We start from the raw sequence: 23,977 nt of genomic DNA on the forward strand, positions 1-23,977 counted from the left end.
TGGACAATGCTTAAAAATTATTTAGTCGTTTTTCTATAATGATTATAATTAGTGAACTACCTTTTTAAATTTTAATCTTGGTAAAGTGTAATTATGTTATAATTTCACGACATTAATTATCTATTCGCTGACCTTCAATTATTTTACTAATCTAACAAAAGGAATATCTTATGAAAAAATTCATATCAGTATTTTTCTTGTTTATGACATGTATTAGTTATAGTTATGCTGATTCACTACAAGAAAGTTTTAAAAAACAGCCTTCATCCTCCAGTAATCCTAAATTTACTGAATATAAAGCTCAATTAGCTAATGATTTATTTTTGTCTTTTTTTGTTGATGATCAAGAACAAAAAGCGGTTCCTGTTTTAATCAAAGAGGGTAAAAAATACCAACCAATTAGTATTAAATATTGTATTAAAAATACTGATGAGTGTTGGCGGCAAATCATTTATCACAACGCTTTATCTCATATCACAAGTAATTTAGATAAACCCGAAAATAGAAAAGATTTACTGATATGGAAGATTGAATATATTGATAATAATCAATTAAATGAAACTGACTTTTTACAAACGCCACTGACAGGTGCTTTACCGAATGGTGATGATGATTATGATCCTTATATTCTTTGGCAATCTGATTTAAGTCTTTATTAATAATATTACCGGTTCATTTTATTGGTTGGTCGCTAAGTTAATATAATGTAGATGAAATTTAATAAATCTAATTTTTTAATCTTTAATTATATTAACTTACGCGAAATTTTTTGATATCAAAATTTTTTATATTGAGTATTTGATCATATTGTTAAATTTTATAACGCATCTAGCTGCATAGAATATCTTATCATTTTTATCATTGTTGTGGTTGCTCACTAAATTAGTGTTAAATAACTGCACAAAATGTTATTGTTATTTGCGCACTAAAGATTCGTCTATTCTTATTAACATATTTCAATTGATATTGTTAACAATCTAAATAGACTCCGGCAAATACATACTCTTTTCACCTGTATCCATAATATTATTTAATTTCAAATGTTATTTTAATTATTATGTACTATGGCTAACTTTATCAATTATTACGGTTGATCATGGATAATGAGATTTAAATACTGCTATAGCACAAGATATAACACCCTATTTAATTTTAGTGTTTACTAAATAAACTTAATATAGCGACGTTATCATGATAACGAAAATTGATTGATGTTATTGTCGGCATTTATGATTAAATTGAATAATTTAATTTTGCTCATTTAATGGAAGTTTGGCAAAATAGATAACATTATTATCAATAGTCTATTAACTCTATAATTTTGATAAAAGTGTTAAGCTTAAAACTATTTATTAAGCTAATTGAATAGGAATAGCATTAGGATGATCAACCAAATCAAACAAAAATTATCTACAATACTTGTATCAAGTTGTATGAGTGGGTTGGTCATGTGTTCGTTAGCGGTTAATGCTCAAGAAAATCAACAAAATATACCCCAAAGCAACGCTGCACCGAATGTACTTTCAATAAATGAATCTAATGACAATAACTTAATAGATTTTGTTGGTCCAAAGCCAGTAACTGAAAAAATTTATCACCAAACTGTTTTTTCGCTATTAGGTGAACCTAAATATCACGATGGTTTTCAATATGTTAATTACGTTAATCCTTATGCGCCAAAAGGTGGCATAATTAAATTAGCAGAAATTGGTACTTTTGATAATTTTAATCGTTATGCTAGTCGAGGAGCCCCCGAAAAAAACTCAGGATCATTATATGATACTTTGTTCACAAATTTAGCTGATGATATTACAAGTTTTTATCCGCTTATTGCTACCTCGATTACTTATTCCGACAAATATCGTTGGGCTGAAGTTTCAATTAACCCCAAGGCACGTTTTCAAGATGGAAAACCTATAACCGCACAAGATGTTGAATTTACCTTTCATAAATTTATGACAGAAGGTGTTCCACAGTATCGAGTATATAATCAGGGCATTAGTGTTAACGCTATTGATAATTATCATTTGCGCGTTGAGCTACCAGCAAGCGATCGTGAAAAATTGCTATCCTTCGTTGGTAATCTGCCGGTTATTCCAAAACATTTTTGGCAAGATCGTAATTTTTCAGAACCATTAACTATTCCTCCAGTTGGCAGTGGTCCTTATTTTATTAGCGATTATAAAATGGGGCAATTTGTTGTGTATAAACGTAACCCTAATTATTGGGCTGTGGATTTACCGGTAAATAGGGGAATGAATAATTTTGATGAAAAACGTATTGAGTATTATATGGATAGCAGTGTTTCGTTAGAAGCATTTAAAGCCGGTGAGTATGATTTTCGTGGAGAAGGCCAACCCAAAAATTGGTTTACCCAATATCAGGGGCAGTATTTTGATGCCAAGGATATTATCAAACAAGAAAAATCTGTACAAACAGCAACCGATAGCAAATGGTTAGCGTTTAACTTGCAAAAAGATCTGTTTAAAGATATTAATGTACGTAAAGCCATTACGCTGGCATTTGATTTTGAATGGTTAAATCACGCTTTTTATTACGATAGTTATAAAAGGCCTTATAGTTTTTTCGAAAATACCATTTATGCAGCGATTGGTAAGCCAAGCGAACAAGAATTAAAGTGGTTAATGCCGTATAAAAACATTATTCCCGATGCTGTGTTTGGTGATGCTTATTATGTGCCTAAAAGTGATGGTCAGGGTTTTAATCGCAATAATTTATTAACTGCAGCTGAATTATTAAAACAAGCGGGATGGATTATCAAAAATGGTCAACTAGTGAATACAACAACCAATCAGCCTTTTGAGTTTGAATTGGTTACCTATCTTGGCGATGATATTAAATATGCTATTCCTTTTCAGCAAAATTTAGCCCGTTTAGGTATTACCATGAAGATTGTTTCACTTGATTACACTCAAGTGACTCGTCGCTTACGTGAACGCGATTACGATATGATGCCACGGACTTATAATGCGTTTAATTATCCAACATCAGATTTGATGATTTTATGGGGTAGTGAGTATCTCAATTCATCATGGAATGGTTCAGGACTACATAACCAAGCAATCGATAGTATTATTGATGAAATAACTAAGAATGTTGGTAATCAAGCTGAGTTAATTTCGCTTGGTCGAGCGCTAGATCGCATCTTAACGCAAGAGTATCCTATGATTCCAATGTGGTATAACAGTAAAACCTATTATGCTTATTGGAACAAATTTGGGCAGCCAGCGATTCAGCCAACTTACGCTATTGGTGTCGATAGTTGGTGGTACGATGCTGACAAAGCAGCTAACCTGACAAAGAATCGGAAACATTAATATGCTCAATTATCTTATTCGTCGTTTATTATTGATTATTCCAACGTTGTTTGTGATTTTAACGATCAACTTTTTTATTGTACAAATTGCACCTGGTGGTCCGGTCGATCAAGCACTAGCGATGATTGAAAATGGTCCAGATTCTGGTCAAGCATTATTACCGGGGGGTGATAATGCAGCGGTAAAATTATCACAGCATAAAAATGAGTCTAATTATCGTGGGGCGCGCGGGCTTGATCCACAAATTGTTGCAATGATTGAAAAACAGTATGGCTTTGATAAACCCATTATTGAACGTTATTTTGATACTTTAAAAAAATACGTGTTATTTGATTTTGGTGACAGCTTTTTTAAAAGTGAATCGGTATTAGGTTTAATTGCTAAAAGTTTACCGGTTTCGATTTCGCTTGGTCTTTGGAGCACGTTGATTGTTTACCTTATTTCAATTCCTTTAGGTATCAAAAAAGCTGTTAAAGATGGCTCGGTATTTGATTTTTGGTCAAGTACATTAATCATTATAGGATATGCAATACCTGCTTTTTTACTCGCTGTATTGTTAATAATATTATTTGCGGGCGGTAGTTATTGGGATATTTTTCCATTGCGTGGGTTAGTTTCAACGCATTTTGAGCAACTCGATTTTTGGGGAAAAGTAAAAGATTACGCATGGCATATTTGCCTACCGACTATTGCGATGGTTATTAGTGGTTTTGCTTCATTGACTATGCTAACTAAGAATTCATTTTTAGATGAAATTCGTAAACAATATGTGATTACCGCAAGAGCAAAAGGTTTAAGTGAACGACAAATTTTATATAAACATGTGTTTCGTAATGCGACACTATTAATTGTGTCAGGTTTTCCTGCTGCCTTTGTTGGCATTTTATTTACCGGTTCGTTATTGATCGAAATTATTTTTTCACTCAATGGGCTTGGGCTATTAGGTTATGAAGCCATTATTCAACGTGATTACCCAGTCATTTTTGGATCACTATATATATTTACGTTAATTGGGCTAATTGCCAAACTGTTATCTGATTTATCTTATATGATAATCGATCCACGCATTGACTTTGAGGCACGCAACTGATGAACAGCCATTATTCTATTAATCAGCAACGTTGGCAACGATTTACACATAATCGACGTGGATACTATTCGCTTTGGCTGTTTTCTTTGTTGTTTGTTATTAGCTTGTTTTCTGATTTTATCGCCAATGATAGACCGATTTTTATCAAATACCAAGATAACTATTATTCGCCTATTTTTCACTTTTATCCCGAAACTGAATTTGGTGGACAATTTAGCACTCAAACAAATTATTTAGATCCAAAAGTACAACAAAAAATAGAATCTAATGGTTGGATTTTATGGGCACCTTTTCGCTATAGTTATAATACGTTAATTTATGATACGCCAACGACGTTTCCAACCCCACCTTCAGCGTCGCATTGGTTAGGGACAACTGATGCAGGTTTTGATGTGCTTGCTAATATTTTATATGGTTTTCGTATTTCGATGTTTTTTGCCATTTTACTGACCGTTTTTACCACAATTATTGCGGTAATTATTGGGGCTATACAAGGTTATTACGGTGGTAAAATTGATTTAATCGGACAACGCTTTATTGAAATTTGGTGTGGATTACCAGAGTTGTTTGTCATTATTCTTCTTGCCAGTATTTTGCCCCTTGATTTTTGGTGGTTATTGGCCATCACGGTACTATTTGGTTGGATGGCTTTATCGGGTATTGTACGAACTGAATTTTTACGAACACGTAATTTTGACTATGTACGTGCAGCTAAAGCCATGGGAGTCGGTGATGTTAAAATTATGTTTCGTCATATTCTACCGAATGCAATGGTAGCAACATTGACATTTTTACCTTTTATTTTATGTGGTTCAATTACTACTTTAACCTCGCTTGATTTTTTGGGATTTGGTTTGCCTATTGATTCCCCTTCACTTGGGCGTTTATTGTTACAAGGAAAAAATAACTTGCAGGCTCCATGGCTTGGTATTAGTTCATTTTTGATTATTGCTACTTTGCTTTCGCTGCTTATTTTTATTGGAGAAGCAGTTAGAGATGCATTCGATCCTAACAAAGGAGGGTATCGATGAGTTCTCCTTTACTATCTGTTGAGGATTTAAGTATTGCTTTTAAACATGAAAGTAACACATTATTGCAAGTGGTAAATAATATAAGTTTTGATATTCACGAGCAAGAAACCCTAGCATTAGTCGGTGAGTCAGGTTCGGGTAAAAGTGTGACCGCTTTGTCTATTTTGCGTTTGCTACCTAAAAGCTTAGTGTCTTACCCTACCGGTGATATTGTGTTTGAAGATCAATCTTTACTACATGCACCTGATAAAGTACTTCGTCAGATTCGCGGCAATCAAATCAGTATGATTTTCCAAGAACCCATGGTATCGCTTAACCCACTACACACGGTAGAAAAACAGTTGTACGAAGTGTTATCTTTGCACCGGGGTATGCGCGCTAATGCTGCTCGAAGCGAAATTTTACAATACCTTGATCGAGTTGGAATAAAAGATCCAAAAAATAAATTGTCAGCTCTTCCCCACCAATTGTCTGGCGGCGAACGGCAGCGAGTGATGATTGCGATGGCAATTTTGACTCATCCTAAATTATTGATTGCTGATGAACCTACAACCGCATTAGATGTATCAGTACAAGCACAGATTATTCAGTTACTTAAAGAGCTAAAAAATGAGTTAAACATGAGTATGTTATTCATTTCTCATAATTTAGGTATTGTCAAAAAATTAGCCGATAAAGTTGCTGTTATGCAGCAAGGTGACATTGTTGAATATAATAATAAGCAGCGTATTTTTTTACGGCCGGAACATGCATATACGCAAACATTACTTAATTCAGAACCGAGTGGCGATCCTGTTCCATTACCTGATACACCCGGAATATTATTGAATGTTAATCATCTTGATGTTGAAGTGACTACTAAAAAACGACTTTTAAGTAGCCAGAAAAAGAAAATTGTCGACAATGTTGGTTTTACTGTGCATCAAGGTGAAACAGTTGGCATTGTTGGGGAGTCAGGTTCGGGTAAAACAACTACCGCATTAGCGGTGTTGCGTTTGATAAAATCACACGGTGATATCTTATTTGATAGTTATCCAATACAACATTTGACGGGAAAAAAATTACTGCCATTTCGTAGCAGAATCCAAGTGGTATTCCAAGATCCATTTTCGTCACTCAATCCTCGTTTTAATATAGAACAGATTATTTGTGAAGGTTTAACGACTCATAAAAAATTGACTAAAGCAGAACAAGAGCAGGCATTAATCGATATAATGCAAGAAGTCGGGCTTGATCCTAATATGCGATACCGCTATCCAACGGAGTTTTCTGGGGGACAACGTCAACGAATAGCGATTGCGCGAGCTTTAATCTTAAAACCTGAATTGTTAATTCTAGATGAGCCTACGTCATCTTTAGATCATACGATTCAAAAACAAATAATTCATTTACTCAAATCATTACAGCAAAAGCACCAGCTTAGTTATCTATTTATTAGTCATGATTTAGCCTTAGTTTATTCAATGTGTCATCAAGTGGTTGTGATGAAAGAGGGTAAAATTGTCGAGCAAGGCTCGCGAGAGAAGATCTTTTATTCTGCGCAAAATGAATATACCAAAACGTTACTTTCGTTTTTAGATAAACCACTTAAACCTAAAAATAAAACATTTATTCATGCAGATATGGTAAATAATAAAGATAAAAATGAGGCAAAAGTAGAAGAACAAGTCGATTGGACCGATGCTTTATTAATGGGAAAAAGTCATCGCTATGTCGATAATTAAATTACTTCAAGTTGATAACACGATTAATAAATTAATTCATTTTATAGGATAATCATGCATAAATATATTTTACCTTTTTTATTCACACCATGCTTATCGTTGATTTCGTTAAATGCCACCGCTTTGACTTGTAACGATAATCCTGCTGAGAATTTGGTTTCAGCCAATAACTATATTTTTCAAATTTTAGATTATATTGATTTGCCAACCAAAGGTATTAAGCAAGAAATACGCACTATAGCAACTAAACTTGATAAGGGAAATAGTATTAGTTCTACTGCTAAGCATACCTTAGATTATGACTCGAATGGACTGATAACACAGAGTCAATATGAGCTGTTTTCAAACGAAAATCAACGCGTTTATTCAGAACATCTGCAAAAAACCAATGTTGGATGGGAAAATATTATTGAAGATGTGGAAGATAGAACAAATAGTATCATTCAATTTAAAACCGATAGCCAAGGTAAAATTGTTGAATCGCAACAAGCCAAAAAAGCAGTTGATTTTATCTTTATTGAAACTGACAGCTATCAGTATGATGCGAATAATTGTCTAATTAGTAAAAATGTACAATGGAAAGTTAAAGGTGTTGATGAAAAAGGAAAATTTACTGGTGTAGATCAAAATGGTGGTTCATCTTATACTTTTGCTTACCAGCAACAGCAATTGGCTAAAGTTTTGTATCAATTTAGTAACAATATGAAAAATGAAAATGATTTTTTATATCAGTTTGATAATAATCACCGTTTAAGCTCAATACAAACTTCTTATTGGTCAAGTGGTAAGAATGTTGCAAATTATATGACTCATTTTTTAACGTTTAATGATAAAAACGATTGGCTTACAGCCAGTAAAGTAAAAGTCGATCAAAGTGATAAACAAACTCAAATTAGTAGGCAAATTAGTTATTACTGATCTTTACCGTTCTAACTGAGGGTTATTTATTAAATAACCCTTTTTTTTATTTGATTTATATTCGTATAAAAAGAATATAAATTGCATGTAAAGTCCAGGCAAGAGCTAGCCCATAAGTTAGTATTTTTTCACGTTTAGGGTAAATATTAAATTGATGTAATATCGTTAATATCTGTTGTAATCCACACCAAATAGGTAGAGATATCATCAAAAATAAGAATAGTTTTCCTACTTCTGTATTTGCTATTTTTAAGATATAAGAACGCGTTGTTGCATCACCAAAAGGAATAATATAAGCCATTATGATAATAATCACTGGCGAAAAAATTGCTGCCCATATTCCCCCTAAAGCAAACAATCCTTTTGCTACTTTTCCTTGCTTTTTTTGTTCTAAGTGCTGTGTTTGGATTTGTTGATTTTTCATGATGTAAAGACCGTTTATCTTAAAATAAATAACAGTAAGCAAATTGTAATGATGATCGAAACGAACCATAAACCTGCTGTAAGTAGGTAACACTTGGTTGTTTTAGTTGAATTAGCCGAAAAAACTACATTTGGGGCTAAATTAAACCAGTGTATTGAATGGTAAATTGCTCCTAGCAAGGCAATACAATTAAGTACAATCACAAAAGGACTTTGTAAAAAAAAGATAAAACGATAAAACTCATCTTGCCCCATCATATTGGTGTACATACAAATGACCCCGTACATTAATACAAGACTTACCCAAATCATAGAAAAGGGGACCAATTTTTGTATGATAGATAATAGCCAATTCGGTTTTGGTGATAGATTATTAAGATAACTTTCTATAGGATATTGATTGTTATTTTTTTTATTCATAAATTTTTTTACATTGCCTATTTTAAATTAGGTAATTTATTATGTTGGTGTAATTTGAAGTTGGATTATTCATTATAATCGTAAATCCAATTCATGTCGTTAATTTAAGCTTATTTATCATAGCGATTTTCACGATAATTAGGCTTTGCATATCGTGCCGCAAATACAAGTTATTGAATCGTGCGTTTACCTTGTGTTATTAAAAACACAGATTCTTTTATTCATTTGATAAAAGCTAGATGGAAAACATCTTGTCAGATGACACAGAGCAGAATACTAAACTATTTCGATTTACTTAATTTTTTCCTAAACAGATATAATAGAGGTAAAAAAAACAACCATTATTATTCATATAGTTGCACCAATAAAATATCTGTATTAATGATGATTATTAGAATTAATAATTTAGAAAATATCAAATATTTTCATAAAGATATAGTTAATTATTTTAAGGATAGATGTAATTTAGTATTAACTGTCACAAATTTTATGCAACGGTTAATTATTATTTGTATTTTTTGGATAATTGAATAATATAGCAACAAAACTTACTAACGCGATATTATTTGCATCCTCGATATTATGCTAGTTATAACAAGGATGTTTTGATTTAAACGAAAATGAACAACTCAAGTCATAAAATTCCGGTCGGAATTGTGGGTATTATTAGTGCCATTGGTATTGTCTATGGGGATATCGGTACATCGCCGCTATATGTGCTAAAGTCTATCATTCATGGTTTACCTAATAATCAATGGGCAAACCCTTTCTATATTTTGGGCGCCGTGTCTTGTGTAATTTGGACATTGACTATTCAAACTACCTTAAAATATGTGATTATCACATTGCGAGCTGATAATAAAGGTGAAGGAGGAATTTTATCCTTATATGCTTTAATTCGACGGCGTTACCAGTGGACATTTATTATTGCAATTATTGGGGCAGCAGCGTTACTAGCCGATGGCGCTATCACACCTGCTATTACCATTATCACTGCAATTGAAGGACTAAATGTTATTTATTCTAGTATTCCAATCATTCCAGTCACCTTACTTTTAATTGCAGTACTATTTTTTATCCAACCTTTTGGCACGGGCTCCTTAGGACGATTTTTTGGCGTTGGCATGCTGATTTGGTTTTCAACATTGGGTATTTTAGGACTGTATCGATTATTGCCGCATTTGAATGTGTTAGCCGCTTTTAATCCTATGTATGCGATAAGATTTATTATTGAAGCGCCCGATGCACTAGTTATCTTAGGTGCTATTTTTATGTGCACAACAGGGGCTGAAGCACTTTATTCTGATTTAGGCCACTGCGGACTGAAAAATATTCGTATTTCTTGGGGATATGTAAAGAGCTGCTTGATTATCAATTATTTGGGGCAAGCGGCGTGGGTGATTTCTCATCCGCAAATAATTGGTCCTGAAGTCAATCCATTTTTTATGATGATGCCAGAGTGGTTTAGATTAACGGGAATTATTATGTCGGCATTGGCTGCGTTTATTGCGTGTCAAGCTTTAATCAGCGGTGCCTTTACCATAATTAGCGAAGCTATTTCATTGGATTTATGGCCAAATGTGCGGGTAAAATATCCAACTTTGATTAAAGGCCAGATGTATATAAGATCAATTAATTATATATTGTTTACCCTTTCTGCATTGATGGTAATAAGCTTCCAATCCTCAATTAATTTAGAAGCGGCTTATGGATTAGCCATTACTCTTAGCATGTTGATGACCACTGTATTGTTATTCTTCTATTTTATGAAAAATAATAAGCCACTTTGGTATAGTGTCCCATTGACATTATTTTTTATGGTAATTGAAATTGGTTTTTTTGTCGCTAATATCCAAAAATTCTTCCATGGTGGGTTTGCCTCTATTTTAATTGCTGGTTTTATATTTATTATTATGTACTCATGGTTTACTGGGCGTCGTTTGAAACGTGAGCATAATTCATTTGTCAAATTAGATGCTGAATATTTAGCTAAAATTGTAGCAATTAGCCATGATAAAACTATTGATAAAACCGCAACCCATCTTTTTTACTTAACCCGAGCACAAGGGTTACATGCAGTTGAAAGTAAAATCACTTACTCGTTATTTGAACGGAAACCTAAACGTGCTGATACATATTGGTTTGTTTCAATTAATCGCATGGATGAACCCTATAAATTTGAGTATCAAGTTGAAGTTTTAGTACCATATAAAGTTTTTCGTATCGATTTAAATATTGGTTTTAAAGTCGACATGCACGTTGAACAATATGTACAATTAATTGCAACTAGAATGGAGCAACAAAATTTAGTGAATTTGTCATCACGCTATCCTTCAATAAAAGATCAACGAGGAGATAGTTTATATGTTATTGTTGAACGTACATTACGAAATGTTGATGTCAATTTTATCAATCGCCCAATGCTGGCTATTTACTCTTTTATTAAAATGAAATTTACCTCTGATGCTGAAATGTTTGATATCGATCCAACATTAACATTAGTTGAATTTGTGCCAATGATTGCTAACGAGTATGAATCAGACTGTGAAACGTTAAAACAACTTATTGAGCAATCACAGTTGGGAATTACAACTGATCTGGATATTGCAGATGCCATACCCGATACCGATCATAATTGAATTCAACGAAAATTAAAAAATAGCGTACAATAGTCATTATTCAATAAACGTTCATTAATATAGTAGGAAATGAATATGACAGGTAAATTTATTGTCATCGAGGGACTGGAAGGGGCAGGTAAAACCACTGCAATTGATACTGTTGCTCATATTTTAAGTCAGCATAACGTTGGCGATATTCAATTTACTCGTGAGCCTGGTGGAACGCCAATTGCAGAAGCACTACGTAATATTATTAAAAATGGTTTAGATAATGAACCTTTGACAGATAAAGCCGAATTATTGATGTTATATGCTGCTCGCATTCAACTTATTGAAAATGTGATTAAGCCTGCACTTAAATTGGGGAATTGGGTGATAGGTGATCGACATGATTTGTCGACGCAAGCCTATCAAGGTGGTGGTCGTCAATTAGATGATGTTTTTATTAAAACATTAAAAGATCAGGTGCTTGGCAATTTTAAACCGGATTTGACGCTATATTTGGATATTGAACCTAAAATTGGTTTATTACGAGCAAGATCGAGAGGTGAACTCGATCGGATTGAACAACAGTCTTTATCTTTTTTTGATAGAATACGCGAGCGTTATTTAACACTTGCGGCACAAGATAATACTATTGTAACAATTGATGCTTCACAATCAATTGAAGTAGTGACTAAACAGATTGAAACAGTATTAACTCAATGGTTGTCAACACAGGTTTGATATATATATGATTTTTAATGATTATCCTTGGCTTTCTTTACCTTATCAACAATTAGCTGATAGTATTTTACATCAGCGAGCTCATCATGCTTGGTTAATCAATTATGTACAAGGCAGTGGCGAAGATAAGTTTGTTAGTTTGCTTGCTAATCGTTTGTTGTGTCAATCGTCACATCAGTTAGAACCATGTTTAAACTGTCACAGTTGTCGATTATTTTTATCGCAGCATCATCCTGATTTTTATATAGTCACTAATGAGCAAGGTAAGCAATCCATCGGTATCGATCAAATACGAACGCTTACCACTAAAATTTATGAAAAATCGCAACAGGGTGGTAATAAAGTTATTTGGATTAAGAATGCGGCATTAATGACAGAGGCCGCAGCAAATGCATTATTAAAAACGCTAGAAGAACCCCCTGAAAATACTTATTTTATTTTAAGTAGTGAGCATAATAGTCATTTATTACCGACTATACATAGTCGGTGTTTTCGTTATTTTTTACCTGTTCCTGAATTAGAACAATCTGTTTTGTGGTTAAAAAAACAACACATTCAGCCGTATAATGATAATGAACTTGCCTGTGCATTGTTATTGAGCGAAAATGCACCAATAACAGCTGAAGCGTTATTAGCGCCTGAAAAATGGCAACAACGAAAACTTTTTTGTGAGCAGTTATTAAACGTTTTACCACAAAATAATTATTGGCAATTGGCCAAAACACTTAATAATGAGCAAGTGATTGAATATATAATCTGGTTTTCAAGTTTGTTAAGTGATGCTTTAAAAGCACAGCAAAAAGCGGGACGTTTTATTATTAATCGCGATCAGGTGCCATTGGTAAGGTTATTGGCGAGAATGGATAATGAAAAAATTCTAGCTCTTTATGATTTATGGTTGCAGGCAAGAATATTATTATTATCGGTTACAGGTTTGAATAAAGAATTAATGGTTTATAATGTGCTTGCTCAATCGGAATTAATTAGTCAATGATAAGCTAATTATATTTTGTAACTACATTTTAGTTTGATGTATGTTTAAGTTAAAAGGATAACTGTGAGTTATTTATCTATTGAATTTGGCCTACTTTTTATTGCTTTCTTTGCTTTGTATTGGGGATGCTGTTTTTCACCTAATTTACAAAATAAATTACTATTAATAGCAAGCTATTTGATTGTTGCTAGTTATAGTTGGCAGTTCGCGCTAATTTTGCTTGTTTACACCTGCATTATTTATCTATTTTCACTTGCTATTGCCTCATCACAACGTCATGCAAAGCGATGGCTAATTTTGGCTTTGTGTGTATCGATAATTAATTTAGCTTTATTTAAATATTTTGATTTTTTCCGATATGAATTACAAGCATTACTGAATTTTTGCCATTTACCTATTTTATTACCCGTTATCACCGTACTGATTCCAATCGGAATTTCATTTTATACTTTTCATTCTGTAAGTTACTTAGTATCGGTGCAAAAAAAAGCGTTACCTGTAGCTAAATTTTGGGATTTTGCTCTGTTTTTGTCTTTTTTTCCTAGTATTATTGCCGGTCCAATTAATCGTGCTAAAGATTTCCTGCCTCAAATTGCGGTGAGTCAACCTCGTGAAATATTACAACCGTTTCGAGCTTTTACTTTAATAATTTTAGCCGTGATTAAAGTGTATTGTTTAGGTGGTTTAGTTAGTGAAAACTGGGTAAAACCAATTTTTGCTAATCCATTGGAATTTAATGTTATTGATTTGTTAGTGGGTCTTTATGGTTATGCAATGCAAATCTATTTGAATTTTTCTGGTTATACTGATTTAGTGACAGCAATAGCTTTATTATTAGGTTTTCGTTTACCAATCAACTTCAACTTTCCTTATTTAGCTCTGAATTTACGTGAATTTTGGGATCGTTGGCACATCAGTTTATCGCATTGGATTCGTGATTATATTTATATACCACTAGGTGGTAGTCGAAAAGGATTTATTCGCACACAAATAAATGTCTTGTTAGCGATGTTATTATCTGGGTTATGGCATGGAGCAGGCATTAACTTTATCATTTGGGGTGCGTGTCATGGCATAGGTATTATTGTCCTTAATATTGGTGATCGTTATTTCGGTCGAAATTGGATAACTGCACGTTCACCAATAATAGCAAGGTTAATTACTTGGCATTATGTCTGCTTTACATGGCTATTTTTTAATAGTGAAAGTTTGCCTGATGCCATCGATTATTTAACTGCATTAACACATAACTTCTTTATTGAACCCAATTATATTGGTGCTTTTTTATTTATATGTATTATATTTTTTACTTATCCATTGTTTAAAAATATTCCTGATTGGTTTACTTTGCAATTAGGTAAAATAAAACCATGGTATTTGCCTTTCATTTTTATTTTGATATTGTGGGTTACTATATATATTGCACCATCAGGTGTGCCAAACTTTATTTATGCTAACTTTTAATTATGATGTTAATTCATTATGCTATATAAGAAATCGTTTTCTAAAAATAAGAAAAAAAACAGATCGAATGTGAAACGGCGACGTCATAATACGATCAATAAAAAAGAAGTAGCTAATAAGTCTTATAAAAAGAGAGATGTTGCGGTAAATATCAATACTTGTTTATCAGCAAGATATATTTTTATTTTATTGTTTGTAACTGGAATAGCTTTAATGGTGCTTTATTATAAATCAATACTGATTTATTGGCAGCAAACTTACCATTCTGATCTATTTCATTCTAATACTTTAATACAAGACTCTTTTCCAGAAGAACAAGGTGAAGAATCGAGTGAAGATGCTATAGCTCAAACCCAAGATTCAACTATAACAAAAGATAGTAAACATGAACCACAAGTTGATAAAAATGTAAATCCAATAGAGCAAAGCCATCCTGTTAAACCTATAATTATTCAACCTGATGCGATTAAACGATTAAGTAAAGATAAGATTAAAGATGAAATCTTACCAAAAGATAAATCATTATCAGATAAAAATAAACAGGTTGAAAGTAGTATTAAAAAACCACTTGAAAAATCTAACAAAGCGCCAACGTTATTACCAGCAAAAGAAAAAGATGAATTACCAAAAGTTCAAATACATGATGTCCCGTTGATTCATCAACCGTTGCCAATTGTTTTAACTGAAAATGATAAGGTTTTTTTTGCGGGTGACTCATTAATGCAAGGTGTTGCACCATATGTTAAAAAAATGTTATTCAAACAGTATAAAATAGAAAGTATAGATTTGAGTAAACAAAGCACCGGACTTGCTTATCCCAATGCTTTTGATTGGCCAAAAACTATTAGTGATACACTAGCCGACGATCCTACAATAAAGCTGCTTGTGGTTTTTTTAGGGCCTAATGACCCTTGGGATTTTCCCGTTAAAGGATACGCTAAATACGCGAAATTCAAATCTGAATTATGGGAAGAACAATACCGTTTACGTATCGCCAATATTTTGAGTAATGCTCGTGAACATCATATACAAGTGCTTTGGCTAGCTGCACCATGTATGCGTAAACCTAAATTAAATGATGGCATGGTTTACCTTAATACATTATATAAATCTGAGATTGACAAAACGCAACAGCATTTTTTAACAACCAATGAGTTACTTGGTTGTACATACGAAAAATTCAATAGTTTTATTGAAACAAATAATGAAAAAATAAAAGTAAGGGTGGATGATGGGGTTCATTTTACACCAACTGGCCAAAAAATTCTGGCAAAGGCCATTATGGAAAAAATAATTTTTAAAGAATTAGAGGGTACCCATAGTGATTAAGTTTTTAAAGTATATTCTAGCTATTATTGCGGTGACATTCACTGTTGGATGTAGTGTAGCAGAAAGTACGACCACAACAACTGTATCGGGGATTATTGATTTTGGCGATCCCAACGCTAAACAATTTGCAACACGGTTAAAATCGTTAGCAGCGAACAGAAATAGCGATGATGTTGTTAATATAACCCAATTTGGTGATTCGCATACCGCAGCAGATTTTTTCACTGGTGAATTTAGAACGTTAATGCAAGGCAAATATGGTGATGCGGGTATTGGCTGGATAACGCCTGTTGCAATTAAAGGACAAAGCCATGCAGCGGTTACCTGGAAAAATAAAAATTGGGATGTATTAAGTAGTAGAACACTAAGCAATTTAGATTTTCCTATGGGGGGGTTTATTGCCAAACCGTTGAAGGATTCTGCTGTAATACAAATTTCACCAAAATCATTAGCCAATAAAGATTGGCAAGTAAAATTCACTTTTAAAACATCAAAAAATACGCCTAATGTATTTGGAATTTATGATGTTAATAATAAAAAGATTAATTTTAATTATGTGCCTCAAGCGAATGTGTGGCAAACGGCTTCTATTGTGTCGAAAATGCCTTTAATGATAAAAGGGCAAAATGATGTTGAACTCGGTGGAATATGGTTAACGCGTTATCAACAACCTGGCGTAGTTGTATCGGCTATAGCCACTAATGGCGCTAAGCAAACCATATGGCAAAAATGGAGCCCTAATTGGTTTAAAGAATTAGCTTTATCAAAAACTGATTTAGTGATTCTTGAATATGGAACAAATGAGAGTTTTGATGAAACGTTAGATCCTACTGCTTATCGCAAAAATTTAGTGAATAGTATAAGACAAATTCGTAAATCTTTGCCTGATGCAACGATTTTATTAATGTCACCTCCAGATACCATGGCGAATGAAAAAGATACCCCGAAATCTTTTTCAACAATTAAAAATATTCAAAGACAAGTCGCTAAATCCGAAAAGACATTATTTTGGGATTGGCAACTGGCAATGGGGGGTAAATTTGCAGTTAAAGAGTGGCGACAGCGGGGACTGGCTCGTGCAGATTTAGTTCATCAAACATTACAAGGTTATAAAGAGAGTGCTCGAATGTTTTATGCTGATTTGAATGACTTTGTACAAAAAAAATAGACAAAATTTAAGACTAAAAAGGAATAACTAAGTTATGTCATCTCCAATTATTGTTGCTGTTGATTTTGCTGATGTTAAATCAGCATGGAATTTTATTGATCGTGTTGATCCAAAAGATTGCCGTCTTAAAATTGGCAAAGAGTTATTTACCCATGCCGGGCCTGAATTTATTAAACAAATTATGAATAAAGGCTTTGATATTTTTTTAGATCTTAAATTTCATGATATTCCAAATACGGTAGCTAAAGCCGTCTCTGCCGCTGCCGATTTAGGGGTTTGGATGACTAATGTACACGCAAGTGGTGGTGCTCGCATGATGCAAGCAGCAAAAGATGCACTTTATCCTTATGGTAAACAAGCACCAATATTAATTGCAGTGACAGTATTGACGAGTATGGAGTCTTCTGATCTTCAAGAAATTGGTATTCATGTTTCACCTTTAGAACAGGCGACAAAATTAGCTATACTAGCTAAGAATTGTGGGCTTGATGGCGTCGTATGTTCGGCGAAAGAAGTTCAAAGTTTTAGAACTCGGCTTGGCAGTGATTTTAAATTAGTTACTCCAGGTATTCGTCCAGCCGGTTCGACGCCAGATGATCAACGTCGTATCATGACGCCTCAACGAGCTCAAGCTGCAGGTGCTGATTATCTTGTCATTGGTCGACCAATTACTCAAGCTGAAGATCCTGCTAAGGCATTACAGTCTATTTTAACTACACTTGATTTAACTAAGAGCTAAGCAAAGCATGTCTGATAATCTAGTTGTATATTCAACCGATAAAGGTCGAATAAAACCGAAAGAGACACAATTATCTCGTGATAAAGGTGATGGTATTATTCGTATTCAACGGCAAACTTCGGGGCGTAAAGGCAAGGGTGTTTGTGTGATTTCGGGTTTTGATTTGGATGATGCCCAATTATCAAAGTTAGCAGCAGAACTTAAAAAACGCTGTGGTTGTGGCGGGTCTATCAAAGATGAAATCATCGAGATTCAAGGTGATAAACGAGATTTACTGAAAACATTGTTAGAAGAAAAAGGTTTTAAGGTAAAACTAGCAGGTGGTTAACGTTATTAGCTAAAAAAATAACTCCCATTGTGGGAGTTATTTAATTGCAATTAATTTGAGCGATATGTTCGCATTTTTTTGCTAATATCACGGCGTTCTTTAGAAATTTCAGCATTTTTGATAATATAATCATCAACACGATCATCATAGTCACTTTTCATGTTAGCAATAATCGCTTGAAGCTCTTCGTATGTCATATCAGGCTTAATATATTCACTTAAGTTTTCAAGTAATAGAACGCGTTTTTGGTTGTCACGAATCTTTTTCTCGTTGTCTGCTATTTCACGTTTTAATTTATTTAATCGACGTGATAGACGAATGTACTCTAAAACATCTTGAAACGATGGTGCGCTTGCTTTTTCCTTGTCCATCTGTAACCCCTTATTTCAAAAAAATGGAAAAATATATTAAAGGCAATTATATACTAATAATTTTTCAAGATCATATTAATTATATTTTTAATGTTATCACGATGGTATGGTGATTTTATTTCGTCATTATGCTGTTATAGATATATTTATTTTTTATAGCTTTTATTTTGATTATTTTTATATTTAAATGCAGATAATTTTCGAAAAAAATTGATTAAAAAGATAAAAGTTAAAACAACTATTAAGAATTATTCCAAAATATTATACAATACCCCGATATTTCTAAAAGCGTATCAAATGAGAGAATCATAATGAGCTGGATTGAGAAAATTCTAAGTAAAAATAATATATCGTCAGATCATAAAAAAGCGAATATTCCTGGTGGTGTTTGGACCAAATGTAGTAACTGTGAGCAAATTATTTATCAAGCTGAATTAGATCGTAACTTAGAGGTATGTCCTAAATGCGATCATCATATGCATATTCCTGCACGTGTAAGATTATATCGGTTTTTAGATGAAGGTTCTGATGTTGAAATTGGATCTGAATTAGCGCCTAAAGATATTCTAAAATTTAAAGATACTAAAAAGTATAAAGATCGCTTATTAGCGGCTCAAAAAGAAACGCACGAAAAAGAAGCTATGGTTGTAATGAAAGGCACTTTATTGGGAATTCCTGTTGTGGTAGCTTGTTTTGAATTTGCTTTTATTGGTGGGTCAATGTCTTCTGTTGTAGGAGCTTTATTTACACGTGCAGCAGAACAAGCCATTGCTGATAAATGCCCATTAATTTGTTTTTCAACTAGTGGTGGTGCTCGCATGCAAGAAGCACTTTTTTCACTCATGCAAATGGCAAAAACAAGTGCAATTTTAGCTAAAATGCAAGATGAAGGTTTACCTTATATTTCGGTGATGACCGATCCTACTATGGGCGGCGTATCAGCAAGTTTAGCTATGCTAGGTGATATTAATATTGCTGAACCTAAGGCATTAATTGGCTTTGCTGGTCCCAGAGTCATTCAGCAAACTGTACGTGAAACCTTACCTGAAGGTTTTCAGCGTAGCGAATTTTTACTTGAAAAAGGCGCGTTAGATATGATCATTCATCGTAAAGACATGCGTTCTAAAATTGCCAGTTTATTAGCTAAATTAATGAAATTACCAAGCCCTTTTTATGATGTCACCAATAACGAGACAAATTAAGTGAGCATACAATATACGAAACCTAATGCTAAGTCTGATTTACAATCATGGCTTAGTTATTTAGAGCAACTACACCCATTGACCATTGATTTGGGGTTAGATCGTGTTAGAGCCGTTGCTCAAAGGCTTAACTTATTACAGCCAGCTCCTTATGTATTTACTGTTGCAGGAACAAATGGTAAAGGCACAACGTGTAAAACACTTGAAATGATATTGCTTGCAGCAAATATGCAAGTAGGTGTGTATAGTTCTCCTCACCTTTTACGTTTTACTGAACGCGTACGAATCAATAATCAAGAATCGACCGAGACAGAAACAATAAATGCATTTATTGAAATTGAAAATGCTCGAGGTGATATATCACTGACTTATTTTGAATTTGCAACACTTGCGGCTTTATATCAATTTAAGCAAGCCAATTTAGATGTTGTTATTTTAGAAGTCGGGTTAGGTGGGCGTTTTGATGCGACTAATATTGTTGATGCTGATGTGGCTATTATTACTTCGATAGCTATAGATCATGTCGATTATTTAGGTAATACTCGTGAAAGCATTGGTCGAGAAAAAGCAGGTATATTTAAGCCTAAAAGTATTGCTATTGTTGGGGAGCCAGACATTCCTCAATCAATTTTTGATGTGGCAAATGCTGTCGATTGTCCTTTATATGCGGTAAACCAAAATTGGTCTTATGAGCAAAAAGATAAAAATGTTTGGGAATTTTATTCTGACAAATGTCAATATTCATCTTTAGTGACTCCTCATGTGCCGTTAGCAAATGCAGCCACTGCTATTGCAGCCCTAAATTATTCATCATTTAAGATTGCTGAGCAACAAATAAATGAAGGATTAGGTAAAGCAAGCCTAACGGGACGATTTCAAATTGTAAAAACTCATCCACTTGTTATTTTAGACGTTGCACATAATCCTCATGCTGCTCATTATTTAGCTAATCAGTTAAATTCTTTAAAAACCGAAAATAAGGATATTGGTCGAGTCCTGTTTGTAATTGGCATGTTGAAAGATAAGGATATCAAAGGTACATTGTCGTTATTAAATGGAGATGCTTGGTATTGTGCATCACTTTATGGCGATCGAGGATGTGGTTGTGATGTATTAAAACAATATTTAGTCGAGAATAATGCCCAAAACGTTTTAACATTTGATCATGTTTGTGATGCTTACCGAGCAGCACTTCAAGATGCTCAAAAAAATGATATTATTGTGGTATGTGGATCTTTTCATACGGTATCTGCAGTCTTAGCTGAAATTGATGATTAATTTTATGGAAAATAAAAAAAATAATAATAGCACTCCAAATAGGGTTCGAAATCGATGGGTCGGTTTTGCTACTTTATTGTTAATTTTAGCAGCAGTAGCGCCATCGATTTTAACCGATAAATCCAATTTACCCATTTCTTCAACGCCTATTTTACAACCTGAAATTGTTAACCAGCAAAATCAAGTTATGACATCACCAACTGAATCTGGAAGCCAACTTGGTAATCCAAATAATGAGGTTGCTGATATTCCTTATATTCCGGAAGATGAGCAAAATTCAAATACGTTATCTTCAAATAATATTTCAACAAGTGATGATAGTGTTTCATCAGTAAATAATAAGTCAGTTGTATCAAGTCAAGAAACTAAACCTTACATGATTCAACTTACTGCGTTAAAAAATAGACAAAAAATAGAAGAGCTTGTAGCTTTATTACGATTAAATAACTATAACGTTAGGCTAATTCCCAAAAATCCTGAACCCAACCAGCTTATTAAATTGCAGATTGGGCCTTACGCTAAAAGAGAACAAGCAGAACAAGTTATTGTTGATCTAGATACTTTGACAAAACTTAAAGGTATTATAGTGGCTAACTAAATACAGTAACTATAATAAAATAAATTCTTAACATAAGATTGTGAGTGATTATGATGATGAATTGGGTTGATTTTACGATTATTGGGGTCATTGTTTTTTCTGCATTAATTAGCATTGTTCGAGGTTTTGTTCGAGAAGCGTTATCCCTTATCAGTTGGATACTTGCTTTTTTTATTGCTAGCCGATTTTATTCTCATATTACCCAGTATTTGACCTATTTTGATAGTGATGTGGTTAAAATTGCGGTTGCTATTGCTATTTTGTTTATTGCTACATTATTAGTTTGTACTATAGTGTCTTATATTATTGGTCAATTGGTTCAAAAAACGGGGTTATCAGGTACAGACCGCGTTTTAGGAATTTGTTTTGGTGTGTTACGTGGTATTTTAGTCGTTGCTGCAGTACTTTTCTTTATTGATACTTTTACTCCTTTATCACAATCTCAATATTGGACTCAGTCTCAGCTTATTCCACATTTTCATTTTATTATTCGTTGGTTTTTTGATTATATCCAAAATTCGTCTTCTTTTTTAGCGCATTAGATTTGAGGTAATTGTTATATGTGTGGTGTAGTTGGTATTGTAGGATGTAGTACAGTTAATCAATCAATTTATGATGCTCTAACGGTGTTACAACATCGAGGGCAAGATGCGGCCGGAATCGTTACTATTGATGAGCAAAATCGCTTTCGTCTACGTAAGGCTAATGGTTTGGTTAAAGATGTTTTTCAAGAACATCATATGCAACGACTTCAAGGCAAACTGGGTATAGGTCATATTCGTTACCCTACAGCAGGTAGTTCTAGTCCATCCGAAGCTCAACCCTTTTATGTTAATTCACCTTACGGTATTGCGCTTGCGCACAATGGAAATTTGACTAATACCGACCAATTACGCCATAAAGTATTTGAACTTGCACGCCGCCATATCAATACTAATTCGGATTCAGAAGTCTTATTAAATATTTTAGCTAATGAACTGGATAAATTTCCAACTTACCCGTTAACGGCTGATAATATCTTTCAGGCTGTTCATCAAGTACATAATATTATTCAGGGTGCTTATGCCTGTGTTGCTATGATTATTGGACATGGACTTGTTGCTTTTCGTGATCCATATGGTATTCGTCCTTTAGTGATAGGAAAACGCGTACTTGATAATGGTAAAACTGAATATATGGTTGCGTCAGAAAGCGTTGCATTAGATATTCTTGATTTTGAATTGATGCGTGATGTTGAACCAGGGGAAGCTATTTATATCACCCAAGATGGCCAATTTTATGCACAACAATGTGCAGATAACCCCCAATATTATCCATGTATTTTTGAATATGTCTATTTTGCCCGACCTGATTCGCTAATGAATGGGGTATCTGTTTATCAATCTCGCATTTTAATGGGGCAAAAGTTAGGTCAAAAAATAGCGAGAGAATGGAAAGATATCGATATTGATGTCGTTATTCCCATTCCTGAAACCTCATGTGATGCTGCGCTCGAAATTGCACGCATTTTAAATAAACCTTATCGACAAGGATTTGTTAAAAATCGTTATATTGGTCGTACATTTATTATGCCAGGGCAAAGTGCACGTAAACTTTCAGTAAGAAGAAAGCTCAACGCCAATCGTATAGAATTTGAAGGAAAAAATGTTCTTCTGGTAGATGATTCAATTGTACGAGGCACTACGTCAGAAAAGATACTTCAAATGGTACGCTCTTGTGGTGCTAAAAAAGTGTATTTGGCTTCGGCTGCACCAGAAATAAGACACCCTAATGTTTATGGCATCGATATGCCCGTTGCCAGAGAACTTATTGCTTATAATCGTAACGTTGATCAAATCGCTAAAGATATTGGTGCAGATAAACTTATTTTCCAAAACCTTAATGATTTAATTGCTGCGATACGAGAATTAAATCCTAACATTACTCATTTTGAATGTTCGGTCTTTGATGGCAAGTATATTACTCAAGGTATAAATGATACTTATTTGTCACTTTTAGAAAAAAAACGCAACGATGATAAAAAAGTGTTTTGCCAAAAGGAATCGGAAAATTTAGAAATTTATAATGAAGATCAATCGTATAATTGATCAGTTGAAGACATCTCAAAAACAGATAAATTTTTGCTAATTTGTCTGTTTTTTTTATTTATTTTCTATTATTCCCTCTCGATTTTTTTCAATAACAAAAAAGTCATAAAAATAATATTTATATAAAT

At 33.5% G+C, this 23,977-nt stretch carries 21 protein-coding genes and 1 pseudogene; 19 read left to right on the forward strand and 3 right to left on the reverse strand.

The genetic code is table 11. From position 1 onward, the window contains the following. Window positions 1-170 precede the first annotated feature (170 nt). The 6 genes and pseudogenes from J3U66_RS00270 (at window position 171) to J3U66_RS00295 (ending at window position 8,101) form a co-directional block, all read left to right on the forward strand. The gene (locus tag J3U66_RS00270) at window positions 171-659 is read left to right on the forward strand and encodes a hypothetical protein (RefSeq protein ID WP_267344001.1); all 489 of its coding nucleotides are present in this window, start codon (window positions 171-173) and stop codon (window positions 657-659) included. Between the two features lie 723 nt (window positions 660-1,382). Then, window positions 1,383-3,338, forward strand: a complete 1,956-nt coding sequence (locus J3U66_RS00275) for an extracellular solute-binding protein (protein WP_267333638.1) — start codon at window positions 1,383-1,385, stop codon at window positions 3,336-3,338. A gap of 1 nt (window position 3,339) precedes the next feature. Next, window positions 3,340-4,428, forward strand: coding sequence for a microcin C ABC transporter permease YejB (locus J3U66_RS00280; RefSeq protein ID WP_267347529.1), 1,089 nt, complete (start codon window positions 3,340-3,342; stop codon window positions 4,426-4,428). Continuing rightward, window positions 4,428-5,459, forward strand: a complete 1,032-nt coding sequence (locus J3U66_RS00285; RefSeq protein WP_267347530.1) for an ABC transporter permease — start codon at window positions 4,428-4,430, stop codon at window positions 5,457-5,459. Before J3U66_RS00280 ends, J3U66_RS00285 begins: the two co-directional genes overlap by 1 nt. Next, window positions 5,456-7,030: pseudogene (yejF, locus tag J3U66_RS00290) on the forward strand (microcin C ABC transporter ATP-binding protein YejF); the annotation flags it as partial. The gene J3U66_RS00285 and the pseudogene yejF, both read left to right, overlap by 4 nt. A gap of 207 nt (window positions 7,031-7,237) precedes the next feature. After that, a complete protein-coding gene (locus J3U66_RS00295) occupies window positions 7,238-8,101 on the forward strand; it encodes a hypothetical protein (RefSeq protein ID WP_267343999.1) in 864 nt (287 codons plus the stop codon). Window positions 8,102-8,156: 55 nt separating this feature from the next. On the opposite strand, the gene frdD is transcribed toward J3U66_RS00295, so the two are convergent. Together frdD and J3U66_RS00305 are read right to left on the reverse strand one after the other, a co-directional pair. Then, entirely contained in the window at window positions 8,157-8,525 is a 369-nt protein-coding gene (gene frdD / locus J3U66_RS00300; RefSeq protein WP_267333633.1) for a fumarate reductase subunit FrdD, read from the reverse strand. Window positions 8,526-8,539: 14 nt separating this feature from the next. Beyond that, the gene (locus tag J3U66_RS00305) at window positions 8,540-8,944 is read right to left on the reverse strand and encodes a hypothetical protein (protein ID WP_267333632.1); all 405 of its coding nucleotides are present in this window, start codon (window positions 8,942-8,944) and stop codon (window positions 8,540-8,542) included. A 620-nt stretch (window positions 8,945-9,564) separates the two neighbouring features. On the opposite strand from J3U66_RS00305, the gene J3U66_RS00310 reads away from it, so the two are divergent. The 8 genes from J3U66_RS00310 to yciH all read left to right on the forward strand — a co-directional run bounded on the left by J3U66_RS00310 (window position 9,565) and on the right by yciH (window position 18,313). After that, window positions 9,565-11,583, forward strand: a complete 2,019-nt coding sequence (locus J3U66_RS00310; protein ID WP_267347531.1) for a KUP/HAK/KT family potassium transporter — start codon at window positions 9,565-9,567, stop codon at window positions 11,581-11,583. Window positions 11,584-11,658: 75 nt separating this feature from the next. Continuing rightward, a complete protein-coding gene (gene tmk / locus J3U66_RS00315; RefSeq protein WP_065634222.1) occupies window positions 11,659-12,291 on the forward strand; it encodes a dTMP kinase in 633 nt (210 codons plus the stop codon). A 7-nt stretch (window positions 12,292-12,298) separates the two neighbouring features. Next, window positions 12,299-13,285, forward strand: a complete 987-nt coding sequence (holB, locus tag J3U66_RS00320) for a DNA polymerase III subunit delta' (protein WP_267347532.1) — start codon at window positions 12,299-12,301, stop codon at window positions 13,283-13,285. A 63-nt stretch (window positions 13,286-13,348) separates the two neighbouring features. After that, window positions 13,349-14,749 carry an MBOAT family O-acyltransferase gene (locus J3U66_RS00325; RefSeq protein WP_267343994.1) on the forward strand — a complete coding sequence of 467 codons (1,401 nt, stop codon included), beginning with the start codon at window positions 13,349-13,351 and terminating at the stop codon, window positions 14,747-14,749. A gap of 69 nt (window positions 14,750-14,818) precedes the next feature. Next, window positions 14,819-16,078, forward strand: coding sequence for a DUF459 domain-containing protein (locus J3U66_RS00330; RefSeq protein ID WP_267347533.1), 1,260 nt, complete (start codon window positions 14,819-14,821; stop codon window positions 16,076-16,078). Next, the gene (locus J3U66_RS00335; protein ID WP_267333627.1) at window positions 16,071-17,246 is read left to right on the forward strand and encodes a GDSL-type esterase/lipase family protein; all 1,176 of its coding nucleotides are present in this window, start codon (window positions 16,071-16,073) and stop codon (window positions 17,244-17,246) included. The genes J3U66_RS00330 and J3U66_RS00335 overlap by 8 nt, the downstream gene beginning before the upstream one ends. A 34-nt stretch (window positions 17,247-17,280) precedes the next feature. Then, window positions 17,281-17,985 (forward strand): orotidine-5'-phosphate decarboxylase, encoded by a 705-nt coding sequence (pyrF, locus tag J3U66_RS00340; protein WP_065634217.1) that lies wholly within the window; start codon window positions 17,281-17,283, stop codon window positions 17,983-17,985. Window positions 17,986-17,992: 7 nt separating this feature from the next. Further along, window positions 17,993-18,313 (forward strand): stress response translation initiation inhibitor YciH, encoded by a 321-nt coding sequence (gene yciH / locus J3U66_RS00345; RefSeq protein ID WP_267347534.1) that lies wholly within the window; start codon window positions 17,993-17,995, stop codon window positions 18,311-18,313. Window positions 18,314-18,363: 50 nt separating this feature from the next. Here yciH and tmaR read toward each other — a convergent pair whose 3' ends face one another. Then, window positions 18,364-18,684: a PTS system regulator TmaR gene (tmaR, locus tag J3U66_RS00350; RefSeq protein ID WP_065634215.1), complete on the reverse strand. Its 321-nt coding sequence runs from the start codon at window positions 18,682-18,684 to the stop codon at window positions 18,364-18,366. Window positions 18,685-18,995: 311 nt separating this feature from the next. On the opposite strand from tmaR, the gene accD reads away from it, so the two are divergent. The 5 genes from accD to purF are packed head-to-tail and all read left to right on the forward strand — an operon-like array spanning window position 18,996 to window position 23,849. Continuing rightward, complete coding sequence (accD, locus tag J3U66_RS00355) at window positions 18,996-19,886, forward strand: acetyl-CoA carboxylase, carboxyltransferase subunit beta (RefSeq protein ID WP_065634214.1); 891 nt, start codon at window positions 18,996-18,998, stop codon at window positions 19,884-19,886. Beyond that, window positions 19,887-21,164, forward strand: coding sequence for a bifunctional tetrahydrofolate synthase/dihydrofolate synthase (folC, locus tag J3U66_RS00360; RefSeq protein WP_267347536.1), 1,278 nt, complete (start codon window positions 19,887-19,889; stop codon window positions 21,162-21,164). Window positions 21,165-21,168: 4 nt separating this feature from the next. Further along, window positions 21,169-21,762 (forward strand): SPOR domain-containing protein, encoded by a 594-nt coding sequence (locus J3U66_RS00365; protein WP_267347538.1) that lies wholly within the window; start codon window positions 21,169-21,171, stop codon window positions 21,760-21,762. A 56-nt stretch (window positions 21,763-21,818) separates the two neighbouring features. Next, complete coding sequence (locus J3U66_RS00370) at window positions 21,819-22,304, forward strand: CvpA family protein (RefSeq protein ID WP_065634277.1); 486 nt, start codon at window positions 21,819-21,821, stop codon at window positions 22,302-22,304. An 18-nt stretch (window positions 22,305-22,322) separates the two neighbouring features. After that, the gene (purF, locus tag J3U66_RS00375; protein ID WP_267333623.1) at window positions 22,323-23,849 is read left to right on the forward strand and encodes an amidophosphoribosyltransferase; all 1,527 of its coding nucleotides are present in this window, start codon (window positions 22,323-22,325) and stop codon (window positions 23,847-23,849) included. Window positions 23,850-23,977: the final 128 nt, after the last annotated feature.

The sequence above is a fragment of the Gilliamella sp. B2969 genome (assembly GCF_026536195.1).
Lineage (GTDB): Bacteria > Pseudomonadota > Gammaproteobacteria > Enterobacterales > Orbaceae > Gilliamella.

Bases quoted from the DNA above. Each gene is read 5' to 3' on its own strand.
- J3U66_RS00270 (WP_267344001.1), top strand. From the start codon at position 171: ATGAAAAAATTCATATCAGTATTTTTCTTGTTTATGACATGTATTAGT.
- J3U66_RS00275 (WP_267333638.1), top strand. From the start codon at position 1,383: ATGATCAACCAAATCAAACAAAAATTATCTACAATACTTGTATCAAGT.
- J3U66_RS00280 (WP_267347529.1), top strand. From the start codon at position 3,340: ATGCTCAATTATCTTATTCGTCGTTTATTATTGATTATTCCAACGTTG.
- J3U66_RS00285 (WP_267347530.1), top strand. From the start codon at position 4,428: ATGAACAGCCATTATTCTATTAATCAGCAACGTTGGCAACGATTTACA.
- J3U66_RS00295 (WP_267343999.1), top strand. From the start codon at position 7,238: ATGCATAAATATATTTTACCTTTTTTATTCACACCATGCTTATCGTTG.
- frdD (WP_267333633.1), bottom strand. From the start codon at position 8,525: ATGAAAAATCAACAAATCCAAACACAGCACTTAGAACAAAAAAAGCAA.
- J3U66_RS00305 (WP_267333632.1), bottom strand. From the start codon at position 8,944: ATGAATAAAAAAAATAACAATCAATATCCTATAGAAAGTTATCTTAAT.
- J3U66_RS00310 (WP_267347531.1), top strand. From the start codon at position 9,565: ATGAACAACTCAAGTCATAAAATTCCGGTCGGAATTGTGGGTATTATT.
- tmk (WP_065634222.1), top strand. From the start codon at position 11,659: ATGACAGGTAAATTTATTGTCATCGAGGGACTGGAAGGGGCAGGTAAA.
- holB (WP_267347532.1), top strand. From the start codon at position 12,299: ATGATTTTTAATGATTATCCTTGGCTTTCTTTACCTTATCAACAATTA.
- pyrF (WP_065634217.1), top strand. From the start codon at position 17,281: ATGTCATCTCCAATTATTGTTGCTGTTGATTTTGCTGATGTTAAATCA.
- yciH (WP_267347534.1), top strand. From the start codon at position 17,993: ATGTCTGATAATCTAGTTGTATATTCAACCGATAAAGGTCGAATAAAA.
- tmaR (WP_065634215.1), bottom strand. From the start codon at position 18,684: ATGGACAAGGAAAAAGCAAGCGCACCATCGTTTCAAGATGTTTTAGAG.
- accD (WP_065634214.1), top strand. From the start codon at position 18,996: ATGAGCTGGATTGAGAAAATTCTAAGTAAAAATAATATATCGTCAGAT.
- J3U66_RS00365 (WP_267347538.1), top strand. From the start codon at position 21,169: ATGGAAAATAAAAAAAATAATAATAGCACTCCAAATAGGGTTCGAAAT.
- J3U66_RS00370 (WP_065634277.1), top strand. From the start codon at position 21,819: ATGAATTGGGTTGATTTTACGATTATTGGGGTCATTGTTTTTTCTGCA.
- purF (WP_267333623.1), top strand. From the start codon at position 22,323: ATGTGTGGTGTAGTTGGTATTGTAGGATGTAGTACAGTTAATCAATCA.